Consider the following 15,385-nt stretch of genomic DNA (forward strand, 5'->3'; position numbering starts at 1 on the left):
AAAGATGAAATAAAATAACAAGGAGGGTAAAATAATGAAAAATATTAATATTGGTAATGGAAAAGTTCAAGGCTCAGAGATTGCTCTTGGATGCATGAGAATGGGTGCACTTAATAAAGATGAAGCAGAGAACGTAATTAAAACCTCACTTGAAGAAGGAATAAACTTTTTTGATCATGCGGATATATATGCAGGTGGGAAATCAGAAGAAATTTTTTCGGAGGCTATTAATTTAACCTCTGATTTAAGAGAAAAAATCATACTTCAAACGAAATGTGGTATTGTTCCAGGAAAAATGTTTGATTTTTCTAAAGAACATATATTAAATTCTGTAGATGGAAGTCTTAAAAGACTTAAAACCGATTATGTAGATACTTTGCTTTTACATCGTCCAGATACTTTAATGGAACCTGAAGAGGTTGCAGAAGCTTTTTCAAAATTAAAAGAGAGTGGTAAGGTTAAACACTTTGGTGTGAGTAATCAAAATCCAATGCAAATAGAATTACTTAACAAATATTTAGGTGACAATTCTATAATAATCAACCAACTTCAATTTAGCATAATGCATACTGGAATGATTGATTCCGGAATAAACGTTAATATGAAAGTAAATAATTCTATAGACAGAGATGGAAGTATATTAGAATATTGTAGGCTTAAAGATATAACACTCCAAGCCTGGTCCCCTTATCAATATGGATTTTTTGAAGGTGTCTTTTTAGGAAACGAAAAATTCCCTGAACTAAATGATGCTATTGATGAATTAGCTGAGAAAAAAGGAGTAACCAATACTGCCATTGCTACTGCTTGGATTTTAAGACATCCAGCAAAAATACAAACTGTTGTAGGTAGTATGAATTCATCAAGAATAAAAGATATATGTAAGGCATCTAGAATAGATTTAACAAGAGAAGAGTGGTATAAAATCTATTTAGCTGCTGGAAATAAGTTGCCTTAATAAATTATAATAACCTCATAGTTTAAAACTATGAGGTTATTATAAATATTTACTTTACATAAATCCTAATTGTTAACAAGAAACTAAAAAATTCATATACTAGTATTAATAAATAAATCAACAAGCAGATTGTTTTTAGCTCTGCGAGCTTCTACAGCAATAAGGTGTATAAATAATTCATATTATGGGGATGATTATGAAATAATATGAAAAGGAGATTTATTATGAGTAATATAGAGAAAGTATTAGAAAATGAAATAGAACAATTAAAAAAAAGTTTATATAATTCTAATGATAGATTAAAAATTCATTATGAAATCGAAGAAAAAAAACATGAGTTGATTACCTTAAAGTCTGAAAGTAACATCTGTTGCAAATAAAATTTTATCTATCTTTCATTAAAGTCATTTAATCTTCTGGGATCAGTATATTATAATATTATTTGGTAAATTAATTAAATTTTGCATATTACTATAATATAATAAGACACTTACTTTTATACAGTTAATATGCTATACTGAAACTAGGTGGTGATTTAATATGGAAAAATACCATATGTGTCCCAAATTTGAAAATGCTTTTGAATTATTGGGAAAAAGATGGACTGGATTAATTATTCGAACATTAATGAGTGGGCAAAAAAGATTTTCTGATATTGCAGATGCAATTCCTAATATGAGTGCTAGAATGCTTACAGAACGTTTTAAGGAGTTGGAAAAAGAAGGAATAATTACTAGAAAAGTTTATCCTGAAATTCCTGTTCGTATAGAATACGAACTATCAGAAAAAGGTAAAGAATTAGAAGCTACTATGGATGAAATTCAAAAATGGGCAGAAAAATGGAACTAAGTTTTTTCTATGATGTAAATAAAAGATAAAAGATATTCTTAAAATTAAAGAATGTCTTTTATTTTTTATTTTTGATAATTACTATTGACTAATAATTAACCTTATGGGATAATAAACATAAAGATACTTACTTATAGTAACTAAATACTTATAATAAAGTTAGTGATTAATTGTTTATTTATAGATATTTGAGTATTATTTTATAATTAAATGTTTAAACTAAGGAGAGATTTTCATGATAAAAAAAATTGAAAATAAAAATATGGGTAGAAGTAATCTTGGTTGGCTTCAAAGTATTTTCCACTTCTCTTTTGCAGAATATTATAATCCTAAGAACATGAATTTTGGTTCTTTAAGAGTATTGAATGACGATCTTGTAAAAAGTAATACAGGATTTCCAACGCATCCTCATAAAGATATGGAAATAGTATCTTATGTGGTAAAAGGAGCTCTTACTCATGGGGATAGTATGGGAAATGAAAATACTTTAACTCGTGGGCAGGTTCAGTATATGAGTGCTGGTACTGGAGTATATCATAGTGAATATAATCTAGACGATGATACATTAAGATTTCTTCAAATATGGATATTACCTGATAACACAGGATATAAACCCAATTATGGCGATTACAGATTCACTTGGGAGGAAAGAAAAAATAAATGGCTTCACATGGTATCTAGTAAGTCCGGAAATGCACCCATAAAAATCAATCAAGATTTCAATATTTATTCTATAGAATTAGATAACAATGAAGAAATTGATTTTCCTGTAAATAAAGGAAGGCAAGCATATATACTTCAAGTTGAGGGTAGTTCTAGTATAAATGAATTACTTCTAAATGAAAGAGATGCGGCTGAAGTAATTGAGGAAAATATATATATCAAAGCAAAAAACACTTCTCATATTTTAGTTCTTGAGATGAAGAAAGACGAATAAAATTAGAAAATAATAATAATTTATATTATATTGGAGGTAATTTAAAATGGAAAAAAATTTTTATGATGTAGTTAAAGGAAGAAGATCTTATTATGGAATAGGTAAAGACGTTGTAGTATCTCATGATAAAATACAAGAAATTGTAGAACATGCCGTAAAATATGTTCCATCGGCATTTAATTCTCAAACTACTAGAGTATTAGTACTTTTAGATAATGCTCATGATGATTTATGGAATTTAACAATGGAAGCTTTAAGAAAAGTAGTTCCTACAAATCAGTTTAGCTCCACTGAAGATAAAATCAACTCTTTTAAAGCTGGATATGGAACACTTTTATTCTTTGAAGATAACAGCATTGTTGAATCTCTGCAACAACAATTTGCTCTATATAAGGATAATTTCCCTGTATGGTCTCAACAAACAAGCGGTATGCATCAATTTGCTATATGGTCTGCTTTAGAAGCTGAGGGTTTAGGAGCATCCCTACAACACTATAATGAACTTATAGAACAAGATGTTAAGTCAAAATGGAGTGTACCAAATAGTTGGAAACTAATCGCTCAAATGCCTTTTGGAAACCCAACAACAGAACCTGGTGAAAAAGAATACCAACCACTAAAAGATAGAGTTAAAATTTTTAAATAATACAAAATTTAAATCGTAAGATTCAATTCTTACGATTTTTTTATATTTCTAATTCACAGTTTTTTCTCTTTATTCATATTTATAATTACTATCGATATAATTTTTATAGAGAGGAGTAATAAAATGCCTGTAAGTAAAAAAAGAAAGAAGCTAGGTAAGAAAAAAACAGATTACAATAAAAATAAAATAAATAAAGTAATTAAAAATTACAGCAAATTATTAGATAATTACATTCCATTATTAATAGATCTACCTGTAATAGAGCAAACCCCTTATAATTTAAGCAAGCTACATGGACTTGGAGAATTAACTTTAAGCTCACCTCAACTGTCTGCAGTTGTAAAACCTTTAATTAATAATAAATCTTTAGATTTTGAAACTATTCAAAGCAATCTTAAGATTAGAACAATCTTAATGCTGTCAATTCATATACTTTTAGATATAATGCCAGATGATATTGAAGAAAATAACTTTATAGATAAACTAAAATATTATTATTCATTAGTAGACACTTTCTATAAATTAGATTCAATACCATTTACCAAAAACCCTGAAAATACTACTTTTTTTATAAAAGATTTATATTTATCTAAATAGGATAGTTTACGTAGAGAAATAGACTTATTTGGTTTTAAGTTTATTTCTCTTAACTTTTATTTCTATTACTATTAACATTATTAATGGAATTATTATTTGAAACGGGAAGGCATAATACTTATATATCTTTGTTGCCCAATAGCTCATTTCCATTATGCTATCATAAATAAAATAAGCTAAATAACTCATGATTAATCCTGTCTGTATTACAACTGATCTATAGTCTTTTAAATTAAAAAGCTTAGCAATACCATTACTAGCAGCTAAAAGACATAAACTTATCTTTACAAAAACACCTGCTGCAAAAACTATGGATACCGAGCCCTCGACTCTTTGAATAAAATCTCCAATATTTATTTTACTAACAGCTAAATATGCAGGGAAATATAAAGAACCAACAACACTTTCACCTAAAACAAATAAATTTCTAAGGGCAATTACTATTATAAATATCCCTGCCATAATCACACTACTTATGTATATCTTATAGACTAAATCCTTTTTTTCTATACAATATAAAGCTCCCATAAAAACTATACTTTCAGCATATGGAAATGATATAGTAGAAAATGCTCCATCTATTATAGGGATCCATCCATTCTCTACCATAGGTTTAATATTGCTAATATCTAAAATTGGTATAGTACAAAATTGTATTATAATTATTACAGCTATACATGTTATAAATAACACTTTTGAAGTTCTTGCAAGCACTTCTATTCCTGACTTTGCTACCCATATACACAAAACCCCTATACATATAATTGAAATAAAAATAGGTGTTTCTGGCATTGCCAAAACATTCATGAATTCTCCAAAATTACGCATAACTAACGAACCAAGATGAAGAAAGTACCAAACGTAAATTATTGTTAATATATTGCCAAATATTTTTCCAAACAGCAATTCAAATATATCAAATATAGTTTTTCCTGGAAATGTAGTTGCTATTTTAGAGTAAGCAGAAACTATAATTATTGAAACTAAAGTTGCTATAATTATAGCAATCCATGTATCTCTTTTAGCTTCAGGAGCAGTTCCTAAAATTAACGTACTCCCCATTATAAATAAAGTTAACATGCTAAAACCTTCAGTAAATGATATTGTTTCTTTTCTCATTAAAAACTCATTCCTTTATCTATAGTTTTCCTAAAAAAAATTTTACTAAACTTTCAATTGGTTTTGCAGGGCTATATATAGGGATTTTTAATGCTAATAAAACTGCTATAATGAAGGAAATCAAACACATTACTGCACTTACATAAAAATCTCTTTTTTCTCCACTTTTAAATAAAGTAACTTGATCTATAAATACTATAATTATGTATACTATAATTACAATTGCTACCATGTTTATTCTCCCATTATAGGTTTTGAAGTAGTTGCACTATTTTTTATTTGTACCTTTGATATTACCTCAACCTCTAAATTTTCAAAGTTATATTCCCAATTATCCGACAAGTCTTTCCAGACTTTAGGATAATATTTATGTAATGTAATTCCAAATCCGAAAATATCTGATTTATATTCTTTTTGTATCATCTTTATGGAATTGTAAATACTTTCTTCAAGCATATTAGCCAATTGCTTCTCTATTACTTCTTTTTCTTCGCAGGTATTAAAAGGCTGCTGAGCTTGATACTCTGCAATTGATACTGTAGTATCTGTAAAAACTTGAACTTTAATTTTACCTTCATCAAATTTATATTTTTGTTTTGTACGATTTTTAAAAATCTCAAAAGAAATAGGTTCTGAAGATTTCCTTCCCAGTACTAGTATCCCTGTTTTTATTTCATCAGTAGTAAATAGTACATATTTAGCTATATTTCCGTCAACCATACCTACAAGTTTATCCCCTTTAATTAAAGCCATTCCTTCAATTCTCGGAACTTCTTTTTCTCCACTTTTATCTATAAATATCAATGGAAGTGCTGTATTTGCCTCTTTTTGCTTCAAGATATCAAGAAAATCCCATAAATCTACTTTAGGAGCAGTTGAAACATTTTTTTCATTTTGTATTACTTTTGCTAAATCAAAAGAAACTATCATATTTTCTTTTCTTTTAGACATAAGTACCTCTTTTGCCGTTTTTTCCTTTGATATTAGTAAATATATGTCTGTTCTAGTTTCAGCATCTCTAGTATACCAATCAATAGCTTTACTCAAACTCTCAGTTGCTAATTCCTTACTTATAATTACAATTTTAGCGTGAGCAAAATAAAGTCTTCTACTTGATACTGAAATCATGTTTCTAATAATATCAAATAGACTATCTCCGCAAAGAGTTATATATTCCGAGCCAGTATCTACATCACTTCCCTTTTTTATATTAACTATCTCAATAGTAACCTCATATTTACCATTAAGTTCATTTCTATCTATTGCTATCCCGGCTACCACTGAAAGATTGTTGATTTCCCTATAATTCCAACAACCAGTAAAAAGATATGCACTTATAATAACTATAATTATAGATTTAACTTTTCTTTTATTTTTCATCTCTAGTACCTATCTTTTTCCCTTTTAATGTAGTTTTAATTGTAACTTTGTAAGAGTTTAAATTAAGATACCACCATGGACTACGTATAAAAGTGTCTTTGATATTTTCCATTTTTATTGTTCCAACCTTTAGCATGTATGGGACTCCAAAAGAGCTTAATCCCATTGTGTATATCAAAACACCAATTATTCCAAATACAATTCCATACAACCCCATAAAAGATGCTAGAAATAAAAATATGAACCTTAAAAATAAGTTTACACCTTTCATTTTTATATTTAAAAGTGCAACGATACCTGTTAATCCAACAACAATTACTATAGGAGCACTAACAATTCTGGCTTCTACTGCCGCTTGCCCTAGAACTAGAGCTCCAACAATACTTACAGCCTGCCCCATGTCTGACGGAATCCTTGTTCCAGCCTCTCTAAGTATTTCAAATATTATTAACATAGCTAATGCTTCTACTATTGTTGGAAATGGTACACTTTCTCTAGCAGAGGATATTCCTAAAAGTAGAGGAGTGGGCAACATTTCTTGATTATAATTTACTAGAGCAACATATAACGAAGGTACACTTACAGAAAAGAAAAAGCTTAGTATTCTTAATAATCTATTAAAAGATGTGAAGAAAAAATTAGCATAGTAATCCTCATTAACTTGAAAATACTCCATAAATAGAAATGGCAATGTTAATGCAAATGGTGTTCCGTCAACAAGCAAAGTAACTCTTCCTTCGAGTACCTTGCCTACAATAACATCTGGACGCTCAGAGCTTCCAATTGTCTCAAAAGGAGATAGTGGATTATCTGTTATCATTTCTTGAATATACTCAGAATCTAATACTCCGTTTATATCTATTTTATCTAACCTAGAATTTAACTCATCTAAAATTTTTTGTGGAGCTAATCCTTCTATGTAGCATATGCATATTCTTGTATTTGTTTCACTACCAGCTTCCCTAAACTGAAATCTTAAATTAGGATTTCTAACTTTTCGTCTTATTAAAGATATATTTGTTATTAGTGATTCTGTAAAGCCTTCCTTTGGTCCTCTTAATGTTTTTTCAGTACTAGGCTCAGTTATATTTCTCATCTTCCAACCCTTAGTATTGATTACCATGCAATCAGAAAAACCTTCCAAAAATACAAGGGTATCTCCAAGTGTTATTGCTTCTATAATTTTTTGAATATCATTTGTTATTTCAATGTAAGTAGATATTATTATTTCATTTTGTATTAAATCGAATAAGTTTTTGTCACTATCAAAATCTGAAAAATTACAATTCATAATAGGTTCAATTACTGTTGCACTAATAAAGCTATTATCTATCATCCCCTCAAAATATATAACACAACATTGTAATTCTTTATTAAATCTATTTTTAATAGTTCTAACTTTAAACGTACCATCGTCCATAAAAATATCAGAAAATAACTTCATGTTATGTTGTATAGATTTTGTTAAACTAGATTCTTTAGAATTATACTTCGTTTTTTTACTTTCTTTAACCATTACATCACCCAATAATTTTATTATCTAAATTAATATGATTTTATAATTTCCTATATAACAAAAAAATATCCTAAAATAGAAGTGTTTTTTCTATTTTAGGATATATTAACTAACTATTAGGTATTTTTAGTTCTTTTTTTCCTGTTACTGAACTCTTTTCATCCATTTTAAAAGTTGATTGAGCCTCTTCATTTACAAAATATATATTGCCGTCAACTTTTGCATCAACAAGCTCAAAGTTTTTTGAAGCTACATATAAATCTCCTTTGAAAGTACCGCTCTGTATTCTAGCATTTAAACTATTTATAGCTAATTTAGGTGCTGTAAGAGTATATCTAGCAGTAACTTTCTTATTAGCATCTTGAGCATAAAGAGCTAGTTTACGTTGGTATGTTTCATTTCCTTGTTCATCCTTTTTACCATTTTTAAAATCACCTTCTAATGCTATATCATGATCAATAGTTAAATCATTAAGAATAGCAATAATCCATGTTCCATTTTTACTTATTGCTTTATCAAAATCTTCTTCCTTATTAACTATTGAAGGAGTTGTTACTACATCTGTAGTTTCATCCTTTTTAGTATCTTCAGTTTTCGTATCTTTACTTGTATCTGTATTAGCTTTACCACATCCCGCCAATATAGATAAACTTAATACCAATGTTGCAATAATACTTAATATCTTTTTCACTATAAATTCCTCCTCATATTTATATTTATTAATCCTTATTAGGGTTTACTGCCCTAATATTGTGTGAATATGAAACCGGCATTATACATTCTTTTTTATTCTTTAGATATTTGTTACGGAAGTTCTTTAAAAAAAGTTCTTAAACTCATTACATTTTAATACTAAATTAACAATTATACTTAAAGCGGTGATTTAACCAAAAGCATATTATAGCTATATTTGGTAATTTAATACAATTAAAATTATTAAAAAAATTTGTTTTATAAAACATATAATTTGTGTCATTTACGACACCTGAGAATATAATGTAATATAAATAGCTAATGACAAAATTCGATAAAAACTCTTTTATTTTATCGAGACATTATTTTATATGAGGAGTGAAATAATTATGGCATGTAATACAAATCAATGTTATAGAAGTCAATATACTCAAAGAGGAAAATGTCAGCCTAAAAAACCAGAATGCAAAAGATTAATCCAAACTCCAGTTGTTATAGGTTGGGGTGAAAAACAAGAATTAGTTATAGCAGATTTACTAATATCACCACCAAGTCCATCTGTTTTCCGCATAATAGGTGTTGATGAATTTGTTGTTATAACAAGCACAAAATTAATACCAATTTGCAGCAAAAAGGGTGAACATTCTGCAAAAGTAATCGTTGATGGATATATAGATAAAAACATCAACTATAAAACTATAACAGATTTCACTGCAGCTGATATAAACGGTCCAGTATATCACTTTACTACAAGAATACCTTTTAGCACTTTTGTTGAAGTAAAAACATGTGAACCTGTAAGTGATTATTCTGATGCTTACGGAGCAAACTGTAACAAATGCCATCACAGAGAGCATTATGACGTAGAAATATTGGATGCATTTGTTGAAGGAACATCAGATGAATTATTGGATCCAAATCCAGTAGCTGCAGGTGCTCCTGAATGGGCTGTAACCTATAACAGAATTCTTGAAAGAGTTCTTGTTCGTGTAGAATTAAAAATCACAAAAGATTCCCATTTATCAATATAATTGTTTAATACTATTTTTAGGTAGTCTTCGGACTACCTTTATTTTTTAAAATCTCGTATTTTTACAAAGAAATAGCATATTATTTAATAGTTATTTATAAAAAGGAATGGTGAGCATGTATAATTATAGATATCCTATAGATAATTTTGATTTAAAAAAGCCTGGCAATATATTAAAAGTAATGGGTGAGGGCATTGTAAATGTAAAGCCTGATATAGCTCAGGTAGTTATAGGCGTTATAACAGAGAACGTAAAGTTAAAAGAATCTCAAAATGAAAATACTCGAATAGTCAACGGAATAATTTCATCACTAACTAACATGGGAATTAAATCTAGTGATATACAAACTACAAATTACACTGTAAGAATAAAAAACGACTATGTAGATGGAAAAGAAATCTTTAGAGGCTACGAAGTAAGTAACTATTTAAAAATTTCAGTTACAGACATAGATTCTGTAGGTGAGGTTATAGATGTTTCTGTAGATAAAGGGGCTAATTTTATAGATAAAATTAATTTTGTTATTTCTGATACAACAAAATACTACAATCAAGCTTTGAAACTAGCTATTGAAGATGCTCAAAATAAAGCTATTATAATGTCTAGTAAACTAAAAGCAAAAGTTAATATATTACCACTAAAAATAGTCGAAAAGACTCATATAAGTAACGAATTCTCACCATCATTAGCATTAAAAACATCAAGTTCTACACCTATAGAAGCAGGGGAGACTTCTATACAAGCCCTTATAGAAGCAATATTTGTTTATATTTAAAGCCTTTACAAAAGTATTTAGTTTATATGTACTAAATACTTTTGTTTATTTAATTTAGTATCTATGATAAAATCTACTTGTATTTAGCAATAATAATTTTACAAGGAGAGTAGTTAAATTGGATTCAAAAAAAGATATCAAAATTAAAGGAACCTTATCTCTAACGGATTACAGTGATCTTAATAAAATTTATATGCGTAATATTTTCAAAAGGATGGTAGCTATTGTATTTATATCATTTCTAGTTATGTATGGTATTTTATTTTATAAGAGATATGGCGTTACGTTTGTTGTTATAGCTTCTTTATTGGGTTCTGTATTCGTTTATATAGCAATATATATAGCTACAAGCATTAAAACAAAAAGAAGTTTTAAAAAGAATTCTTCAAATAAATTCAATTACATATACACTATAAATAAGAATGGAATACATGTTCAATCAGAGTCAGGCGGCCGTCAGTATTATTGGAAGGATGTAACTGATTCTGTAAGATACAATAATTTATACATATTTTATGTTAGTAGATCTCAAAGCATATTAATTCCCGAAAGATTTTTTAAAGATCCAACTGAGCATGATACATTTAAAAATTTTCTTTTTGCTAACTTTGAAAATCCACAAATAGATTAATCAATAAGAGACCATTTTTTTGCTGAAAGTGGTCTTTTAATTATTTTCTGTGAGAATAAATTTAACTAATTTAGTTAAAATTATTTTTGGAGGTGATTTTATATGGATGGAAATATAGAATTATTAAATTATATCTATCAAAATTCTGAAATGGGAAAAGATACATTAACTCAGCTAATAAAGATGACTACAGATGAAAATTTTAAAAACAACCTACAGTCTCAATTAAATGAATATAATAGTATCTTTAATGAAGCAGATGAAAAATTAAAATCTAATAACAAAGAATCAAAGAGCATAGGTACATTAACTAAAGTTTCTACTTATATATCTATAAACTTTAATACCTTAATAAACAAAACTCCTTCACATATGGCAGAGATGTTAATCCAAGGTAGTACTATGGGCATAATTGATATAACTAAAAAAATTAAAGAGTATAAGAGTCAAGATCAAACAATATTAGGTTTAGCTAACAAGTTACTACAATTTGAACAAAAAAATATTGATGAGTTAAAAAAATTTTTATAAAAATTCTAAAGCTATGCAAATAGTTTATTGCATAGCTTTTTGAATAAAATATGATCAGGGGTCTCAAACCCGTATGAACACTATATATAGTTATATAGTTATCTATATATATTCCTCGAAATTGAAAGATCACTTTAATCTAGTACAAAATTAAAATATTTGATAAACGAGGTAGGTATTTTGAATTTAGAATTAGAAGTTAATGGCTTTAAGTATAATATTACTTATTCAGAAAGTGAAATAAAGAAAATATTTATTCCTTTATTGAATAAATTAATATCCATACGGAGACAACGTAATAATCGTATTATTGTGTTTCTAGCTGCACCACCAGCTACAGGTAAATCTACATTGGCTTTGTTTTTAGAGCAGTTGAGTAAAAAGCTAACAGATTTTTTTTGTGTGCAAGCTCTATCTTTAGATGGATTTCATTATACTAATAGCTATTTGAAAAATCATAAAGCTACAATTAACAGCAAAGAATATATTCTACATGATATAAAAGGTATGCCTGAAACTTTTGATTTTGAGAGTTTATATAAGACTATTAATACTCTTAAAAATAAAAATTTAAAATGGCCTATATATGATAGAACTTTACATGATCCAATATCTGATGCTATTGAAGTAACTTCAGATATAGTTATTATCGAAGGTAACTGGCTTTTACTAGCAGAAAATAAATGGGACAAACTAAAAGAATTATGTGATTATAGTATCTTCATTGAGGCAGATGGTGATATATTAAAGGATAGATTAATTAAACGAAAATTAAAAGGCGGAAGTACCTATAAGCAAGCACTGGAATTCTACAAAAGAACTGACAGTAAAAATGTAAATAGAGTTATGGAACATAGGCTAAGTTCTGATGTTACTCTAAATCTCTTAGAATCTGGGGAATATTCTTTAAAGACAGAGTTATGAAAAGGTTAGTGAATAATTTGGCAAGACAATCAAATAATAACTATAATTATGAAAGGAGTAGTACTATGAAACATACTGAATTGCCAAATGCTCATGAATACCTAAAATCTTATTGGATAGATTCTACTGATACTACTAATTATCTATCACTTCAAGAAGATATAAATGTTGATGTCGCTATTATTGGTGGTGGAATAGTTGGAATAACTGCAGGATATCTATTAAAAAATAAAGGAGTTAACTTTGCTATACTTGAAGCCAGTCAAATTGTTCAAGGAACTAGTGCCTTCACTAGCGCAAAAGTTACTTCTCAACACAATCTTATATATGAAACTATTAAAAATTCCTCCGGCATAGAACACGCAAAACAATACGCAGACGCAAACCAATCTTCTATAAACTTTATTGAAGATACAATAAATCTTCATAAAATTGAATGTGATTTTGAAAGATTACCAGCATATGTATACACAAATGATGATTCATATATTAAGAAAATAGAAAATGAAGCAGAGATTGCCTCTAGTATTGGAATAGAGGCTAAAGTAACTAATTCCCTTCCTATAAATATTCCTATTAAAAATGCTCTAGTATTTGAAAACCAAGCCCAATTCCATCCTAGAAAATATCTTCTAGCGTTAGCTAACTATCTATCAAAGGAATGTAATTGTATTTTTGAAAATACAAGTGTTTTAGACATAGAAAAAGGGAACTCTATCGTAATAACTACTCGTGAAGGAAAAAAAGTAACTGCGTCTAAAGTTATATTATCCTCACATTTTCCATGTTATGATGGGTTAGGTTTGTATTTAGCAAGGCTTAGACCTGAAAGATCTTATATTATAGCCGCTAATATAAAAGAAGCTTTTCCTAATGCCATGTTTATAAGCGCCGAAAAACCAACACGTTCTTTAAGATACCAAAATAACAAAGGAAAACAACTAATACTAATAGGCGGAGATGGACATAAAGTCGCTCATGGAGAAAACTTCAGCACTCATTATTCTAATTTACAGAAATTTGCTCAAGATACCTTTAAAGTTGAAGATTTTTTATATAATTGGTCAGCCCAAGATTATATTACTCTGGATAAAATGCCTTATGTTGGTAATCTATCTTTATCAGATAAAAACATATTCGTGGCTACAGGTTTTGGTAAGTGGGGTATGACAAATGGAACAGCTGCCGCTAGAATACTTGTAGATAAAATTCTATCAGAAAACAATCCTTGGGAAGAAGTGTATAATCCATCTAGATCACTAACTTTACGTGCTTATAAAAACATCGTTACAGAAAACTTTGATGTTGCTAAAGAATTAGTTATGGGAAAATTAAAAAATGGAGAAACTAAGGTTACTTTAAAAATAGGGGAAGGCAAGGTTGTTGATATAGATGGTAATAAATACGGTGCATACAAAGATGAAAATGAGGTGCTTCATCTAGTTGATGTAACTTGTACGCATTTAGGATGCGAATTAAAATGGAACGACGCAGAAAAATCTTGGGATTGTCCGTGTCACGGATCAAGATTCTCATATAATGGAGAAATATTAGAAGGTCCTGCTACCCACAAATTAAATCATTATAAAGAAGGTACCAATAAAATACATCCTAATTTTGTATAATTATTTTATTAATGTGATATGAATCATATTTATAAACTTTTTAAAGCATTATACTATTTCTTATAGAAATATGGAGGAAGTAGTATGCTTATAAATTTTATTAAACCCAAAAAGAAATCTGTTTCTAAGGAAGAACTCAAAGAAACAACTAAAGTCACAGAAAAAAAAGATAGTGATATAGTTGCTTTTATAAAATCTATAAAAGCTTTATTAGAGAAAACTGTAAGTCAACATCATGTTGTAAATAACCAACATAACTCATTATCCAAACTTGCAGACAAGATAAAATTACATATGAGTAACTTATCTGGTTTAGGCGATAAAACAAATATATCAACTCAAAATCTTCATTCTGAAAGTAAGAATTTAGATATCACAACTAATGCTTCAGTGATTAAATCTAAAGAAGGAAAAATTGCCATTGAAGAGATGTCAAGCATAATAAAAACTCTTCAATTAGAAAATCAAAACAGTATGGGCAGCATAAATCAACTAGTGTCTAGATTCAATAAGGTTAATGAAATAGTTAGTTTAATAACTAACATAGCTACTCAAACTAATCTTTTGGCTCTTAATGCAGCTATAGAAGCAGCTAGAGCAGGTGAACATGGAAAAGGATTTTCTGTTGTTGCAGTTGAAATAAGAAAATTATCAGAAATGACTAAAAAAAGTACTACTGATATATCCCTTTTAATTGAAAGTATAAAAAGTGATACTAAAACGGTGTTAAACAACTCCTATAAATCCAGTTCAGTAATTCAAGAAGGTGTAAAAGCCTCTAATATTGCTGTAAATAAGGTTGATGAAAGTTTATCACATATATATTTAGTAGATGAAAGAGTAAAAGAGGTTATTAAAACTCTTAATTCTCAAATAACAAAGATAGAAGATATGCATCTTGAAATTAATGATATTTACGATATTCTCAAAATAACTACTGATACTATACTAAATCATATAGATGAAGCTAGCTTAGTAGATGCTCAGCTTTTAGATATAAAGGAGAAGCTATCTTCTTATGAAATTAATATTGTAAAATAAATAACTACCACCTAAACTAGGTGGTAGTTATTTATTTTATGTCAACTATCTCATTTAAGCTGTATTGAAATTTTTGTAACAATATCTTTTTATTTAAATAAATTATTAATAGAGTACTCTCTATGGAGGAAA

The 15,385-nt window shown here is 28.2% G+C and carries 18 protein-coding genes; 13 read left to right on the forward strand and 5 right to left on the reverse strand.

Annotated features, from left to right (window positions below; genetic code table 11):
• Window positions 1-34: 34 nt before the first annotated feature.
• From P8F83_RS07095 to P8F83_RS07120, 6 genes are all read left to right on the forward strand, one after another.
• A complete protein-coding gene (locus P8F83_RS07095) occupies window positions 35-958 on the forward strand; it encodes an aldo/keto reductase (RefSeq protein ID WP_326514055.1) in 924 nt (307 codons plus the stop codon).
• A 224-nt stretch (window positions 959-1,182) separates the two neighbouring features.
• Window positions 1,183-1,338 carry a hypothetical protein gene (locus tag P8F83_RS07100; protein WP_326514056.1) on the forward strand — a complete coding sequence of 52 codons (156 nt, stop codon included), beginning with the start codon at window positions 1,183-1,185 and terminating at the stop codon, window positions 1,336-1,338.
• 160 nt (window positions 1,339-1,498) lie between these two features.
• Window positions 1,499-1,807: a winged helix-turn-helix transcriptional regulator gene (locus tag P8F83_RS07105; protein ID WP_073016223.1), complete on the forward strand. Its 309-nt coding sequence runs from the start codon at window positions 1,499-1,501 to the stop codon at window positions 1,805-1,807.
• 235 nt (window positions 1,808-2,042) lie between these two features.
• Window positions 2,043-2,744 carry a pirin family protein gene (locus P8F83_RS07110; RefSeq protein ID WP_326514057.1) on the forward strand — a complete coding sequence of 234 codons (702 nt, stop codon included), beginning with the start codon at window positions 2,043-2,045 and terminating at the stop codon, window positions 2,742-2,744.
• Between the two features lie 46 nt (window positions 2,745-2,790).
• The gene (locus P8F83_RS07115) at window positions 2,791-3,390 is read left to right on the forward strand and encodes a nitroreductase family protein (protein WP_326514058.1); all 600 of its coding nucleotides are present in this window, start codon (window positions 2,791-2,793) and stop codon (window positions 3,388-3,390) included.
• A 123-nt stretch (window positions 3,391-3,513) separates the two neighbouring features.
• Window positions 3,514-3,987 carry a hypothetical protein gene (locus P8F83_RS07120; RefSeq protein WP_326514059.1) on the forward strand — a complete coding sequence of 158 codons (474 nt, stop codon included), beginning with the start codon at window positions 3,514-3,516 and terminating at the stop codon, window positions 3,985-3,987.
• Window positions 3,988-4,011: 24 nt separating this feature from the next.
• Here P8F83_RS07120 and P8F83_RS07125 read toward each other — a convergent pair whose 3' ends face one another.
• The 5 genes from P8F83_RS07125 to P8F83_RS07145 all read right to left on the reverse strand — a co-directional run bounded on the left by P8F83_RS07125 (window position 4,012) and on the right by P8F83_RS07145 (window position 8,693).
• Window positions 4,012-5,106: a GerAB/ArcD/ProY family transporter gene (locus tag P8F83_RS07125; RefSeq protein ID WP_326514060.1), complete on the reverse strand. Its 1,095-nt coding sequence runs from the start codon at window positions 5,104-5,106 to the stop codon at window positions 4,012-4,014.
• Window positions 5,107-5,125: 19 nt separating this feature from the next.
• Window positions 5,126-5,338 (reverse strand): hypothetical protein, encoded by a 213-nt coding sequence (locus P8F83_RS07130; RefSeq protein ID WP_326514061.1) that lies wholly within the window; start codon window positions 5,336-5,338, stop codon window positions 5,126-5,128.
• A gap of 2 nt (window positions 5,339-5,340) precedes the next feature.
• A complete protein-coding gene (locus P8F83_RS07135; protein ID WP_326514062.1) occupies window positions 5,341-6,486 on the reverse strand; it encodes a Ger(x)C family spore germination protein in 1,146 nt (381 codons plus the stop codon).
• Window positions 6,476-8,002: a spore germination protein gene (locus tag P8F83_RS07140; RefSeq protein WP_326514063.1), complete on the reverse strand. Its 1,527-nt coding sequence runs from the start codon at window positions 8,000-8,002 to the stop codon at window positions 6,476-6,478. Before P8F83_RS07140 ends, P8F83_RS07135 begins: the two co-directional genes overlap by 11 nt.
• A gap of 109 nt (window positions 8,003-8,111) precedes the next feature.
• Window positions 8,112-8,693, reverse strand: coding sequence for a hypothetical protein (locus P8F83_RS07145; protein WP_326514064.1), 582 nt, complete (start codon window positions 8,691-8,693; stop codon window positions 8,112-8,114).
• 391 nt (window positions 8,694-9,084) lie between these two features.
• Here P8F83_RS07145 and P8F83_RS07150 point away from each other — a divergent pair, with 391 nt between their 5' ends.
• The 7 genes from P8F83_RS07150 to P8F83_RS07180 all read left to right on the forward strand — a co-directional run bounded on the left by P8F83_RS07150 (window position 9,085) and on the right by P8F83_RS07180 (window position 15,253).
• Window positions 9,085-9,726 (forward strand): DUF3794 domain-containing protein, encoded by a 642-nt coding sequence (locus tag P8F83_RS07150; RefSeq protein WP_073016208.1) that lies wholly within the window; start codon window positions 9,085-9,087, stop codon window positions 9,724-9,726.
• Window positions 9,727-9,841: 115 nt separating this feature from the next.
• The gene (locus P8F83_RS07155; RefSeq protein WP_326514065.1) at window positions 9,842-10,501 is read left to right on the forward strand and encodes an SIMPL domain-containing protein; all 660 of its coding nucleotides are present in this window, start codon (window positions 9,842-9,844) and stop codon (window positions 10,499-10,501) included.
• A gap of 118 nt (window positions 10,502-10,619) precedes the next feature.
• Entirely contained in the window at window positions 10,620-11,132 is a 513-nt protein-coding gene (locus P8F83_RS07160) for a YcxB family protein (protein ID WP_326514066.1), read from the forward strand.
• Between the two features lie 102 nt (window positions 11,133-11,234).
• Window positions 11,235-11,663: a hypothetical protein gene (locus P8F83_RS07165; RefSeq protein ID WP_073016203.1), complete on the forward strand. Its 429-nt coding sequence runs from the start codon at window positions 11,235-11,237 to the stop codon at window positions 11,661-11,663.
• 180 nt (window positions 11,664-11,843) lie between these two features.
• Window positions 11,844-12,587: a nucleoside/nucleotide kinase family protein gene (locus P8F83_RS07170; RefSeq protein WP_326514067.1), complete on the forward strand. Its 744-nt coding sequence runs from the start codon at window positions 11,844-11,846 to the stop codon at window positions 12,585-12,587.
• Window positions 12,588-12,652: 65 nt separating this feature from the next.
• On the forward strand, window positions 12,653-14,212 hold the full coding sequence (locus P8F83_RS07175; RefSeq protein WP_326514068.1) for an FAD-dependent oxidoreductase: 1,560 nt from the start codon (window positions 12,653-12,655) through the stop codon (window positions 14,210-14,212).
• Between the two features lie 84 nt (window positions 14,213-14,296).
• Entirely contained in the window at window positions 14,297-15,253 is a 957-nt protein-coding gene (locus tag P8F83_RS07180) for a methyl-accepting chemotaxis protein (protein WP_326514069.1), read from the forward strand.
• Window positions 15,254-15,385 lie beyond the last annotated feature (132 nt).

It is taken from the genome of Clostridium intestinale (assembly GCF_035905475.1).
In the GTDB taxonomy this organism is placed as follows: domain Bacteria; phylum Bacillota; class Clostridia; order Clostridiales; family Clostridiaceae; genus Clostridium_T; species Clostridium_T intestinale.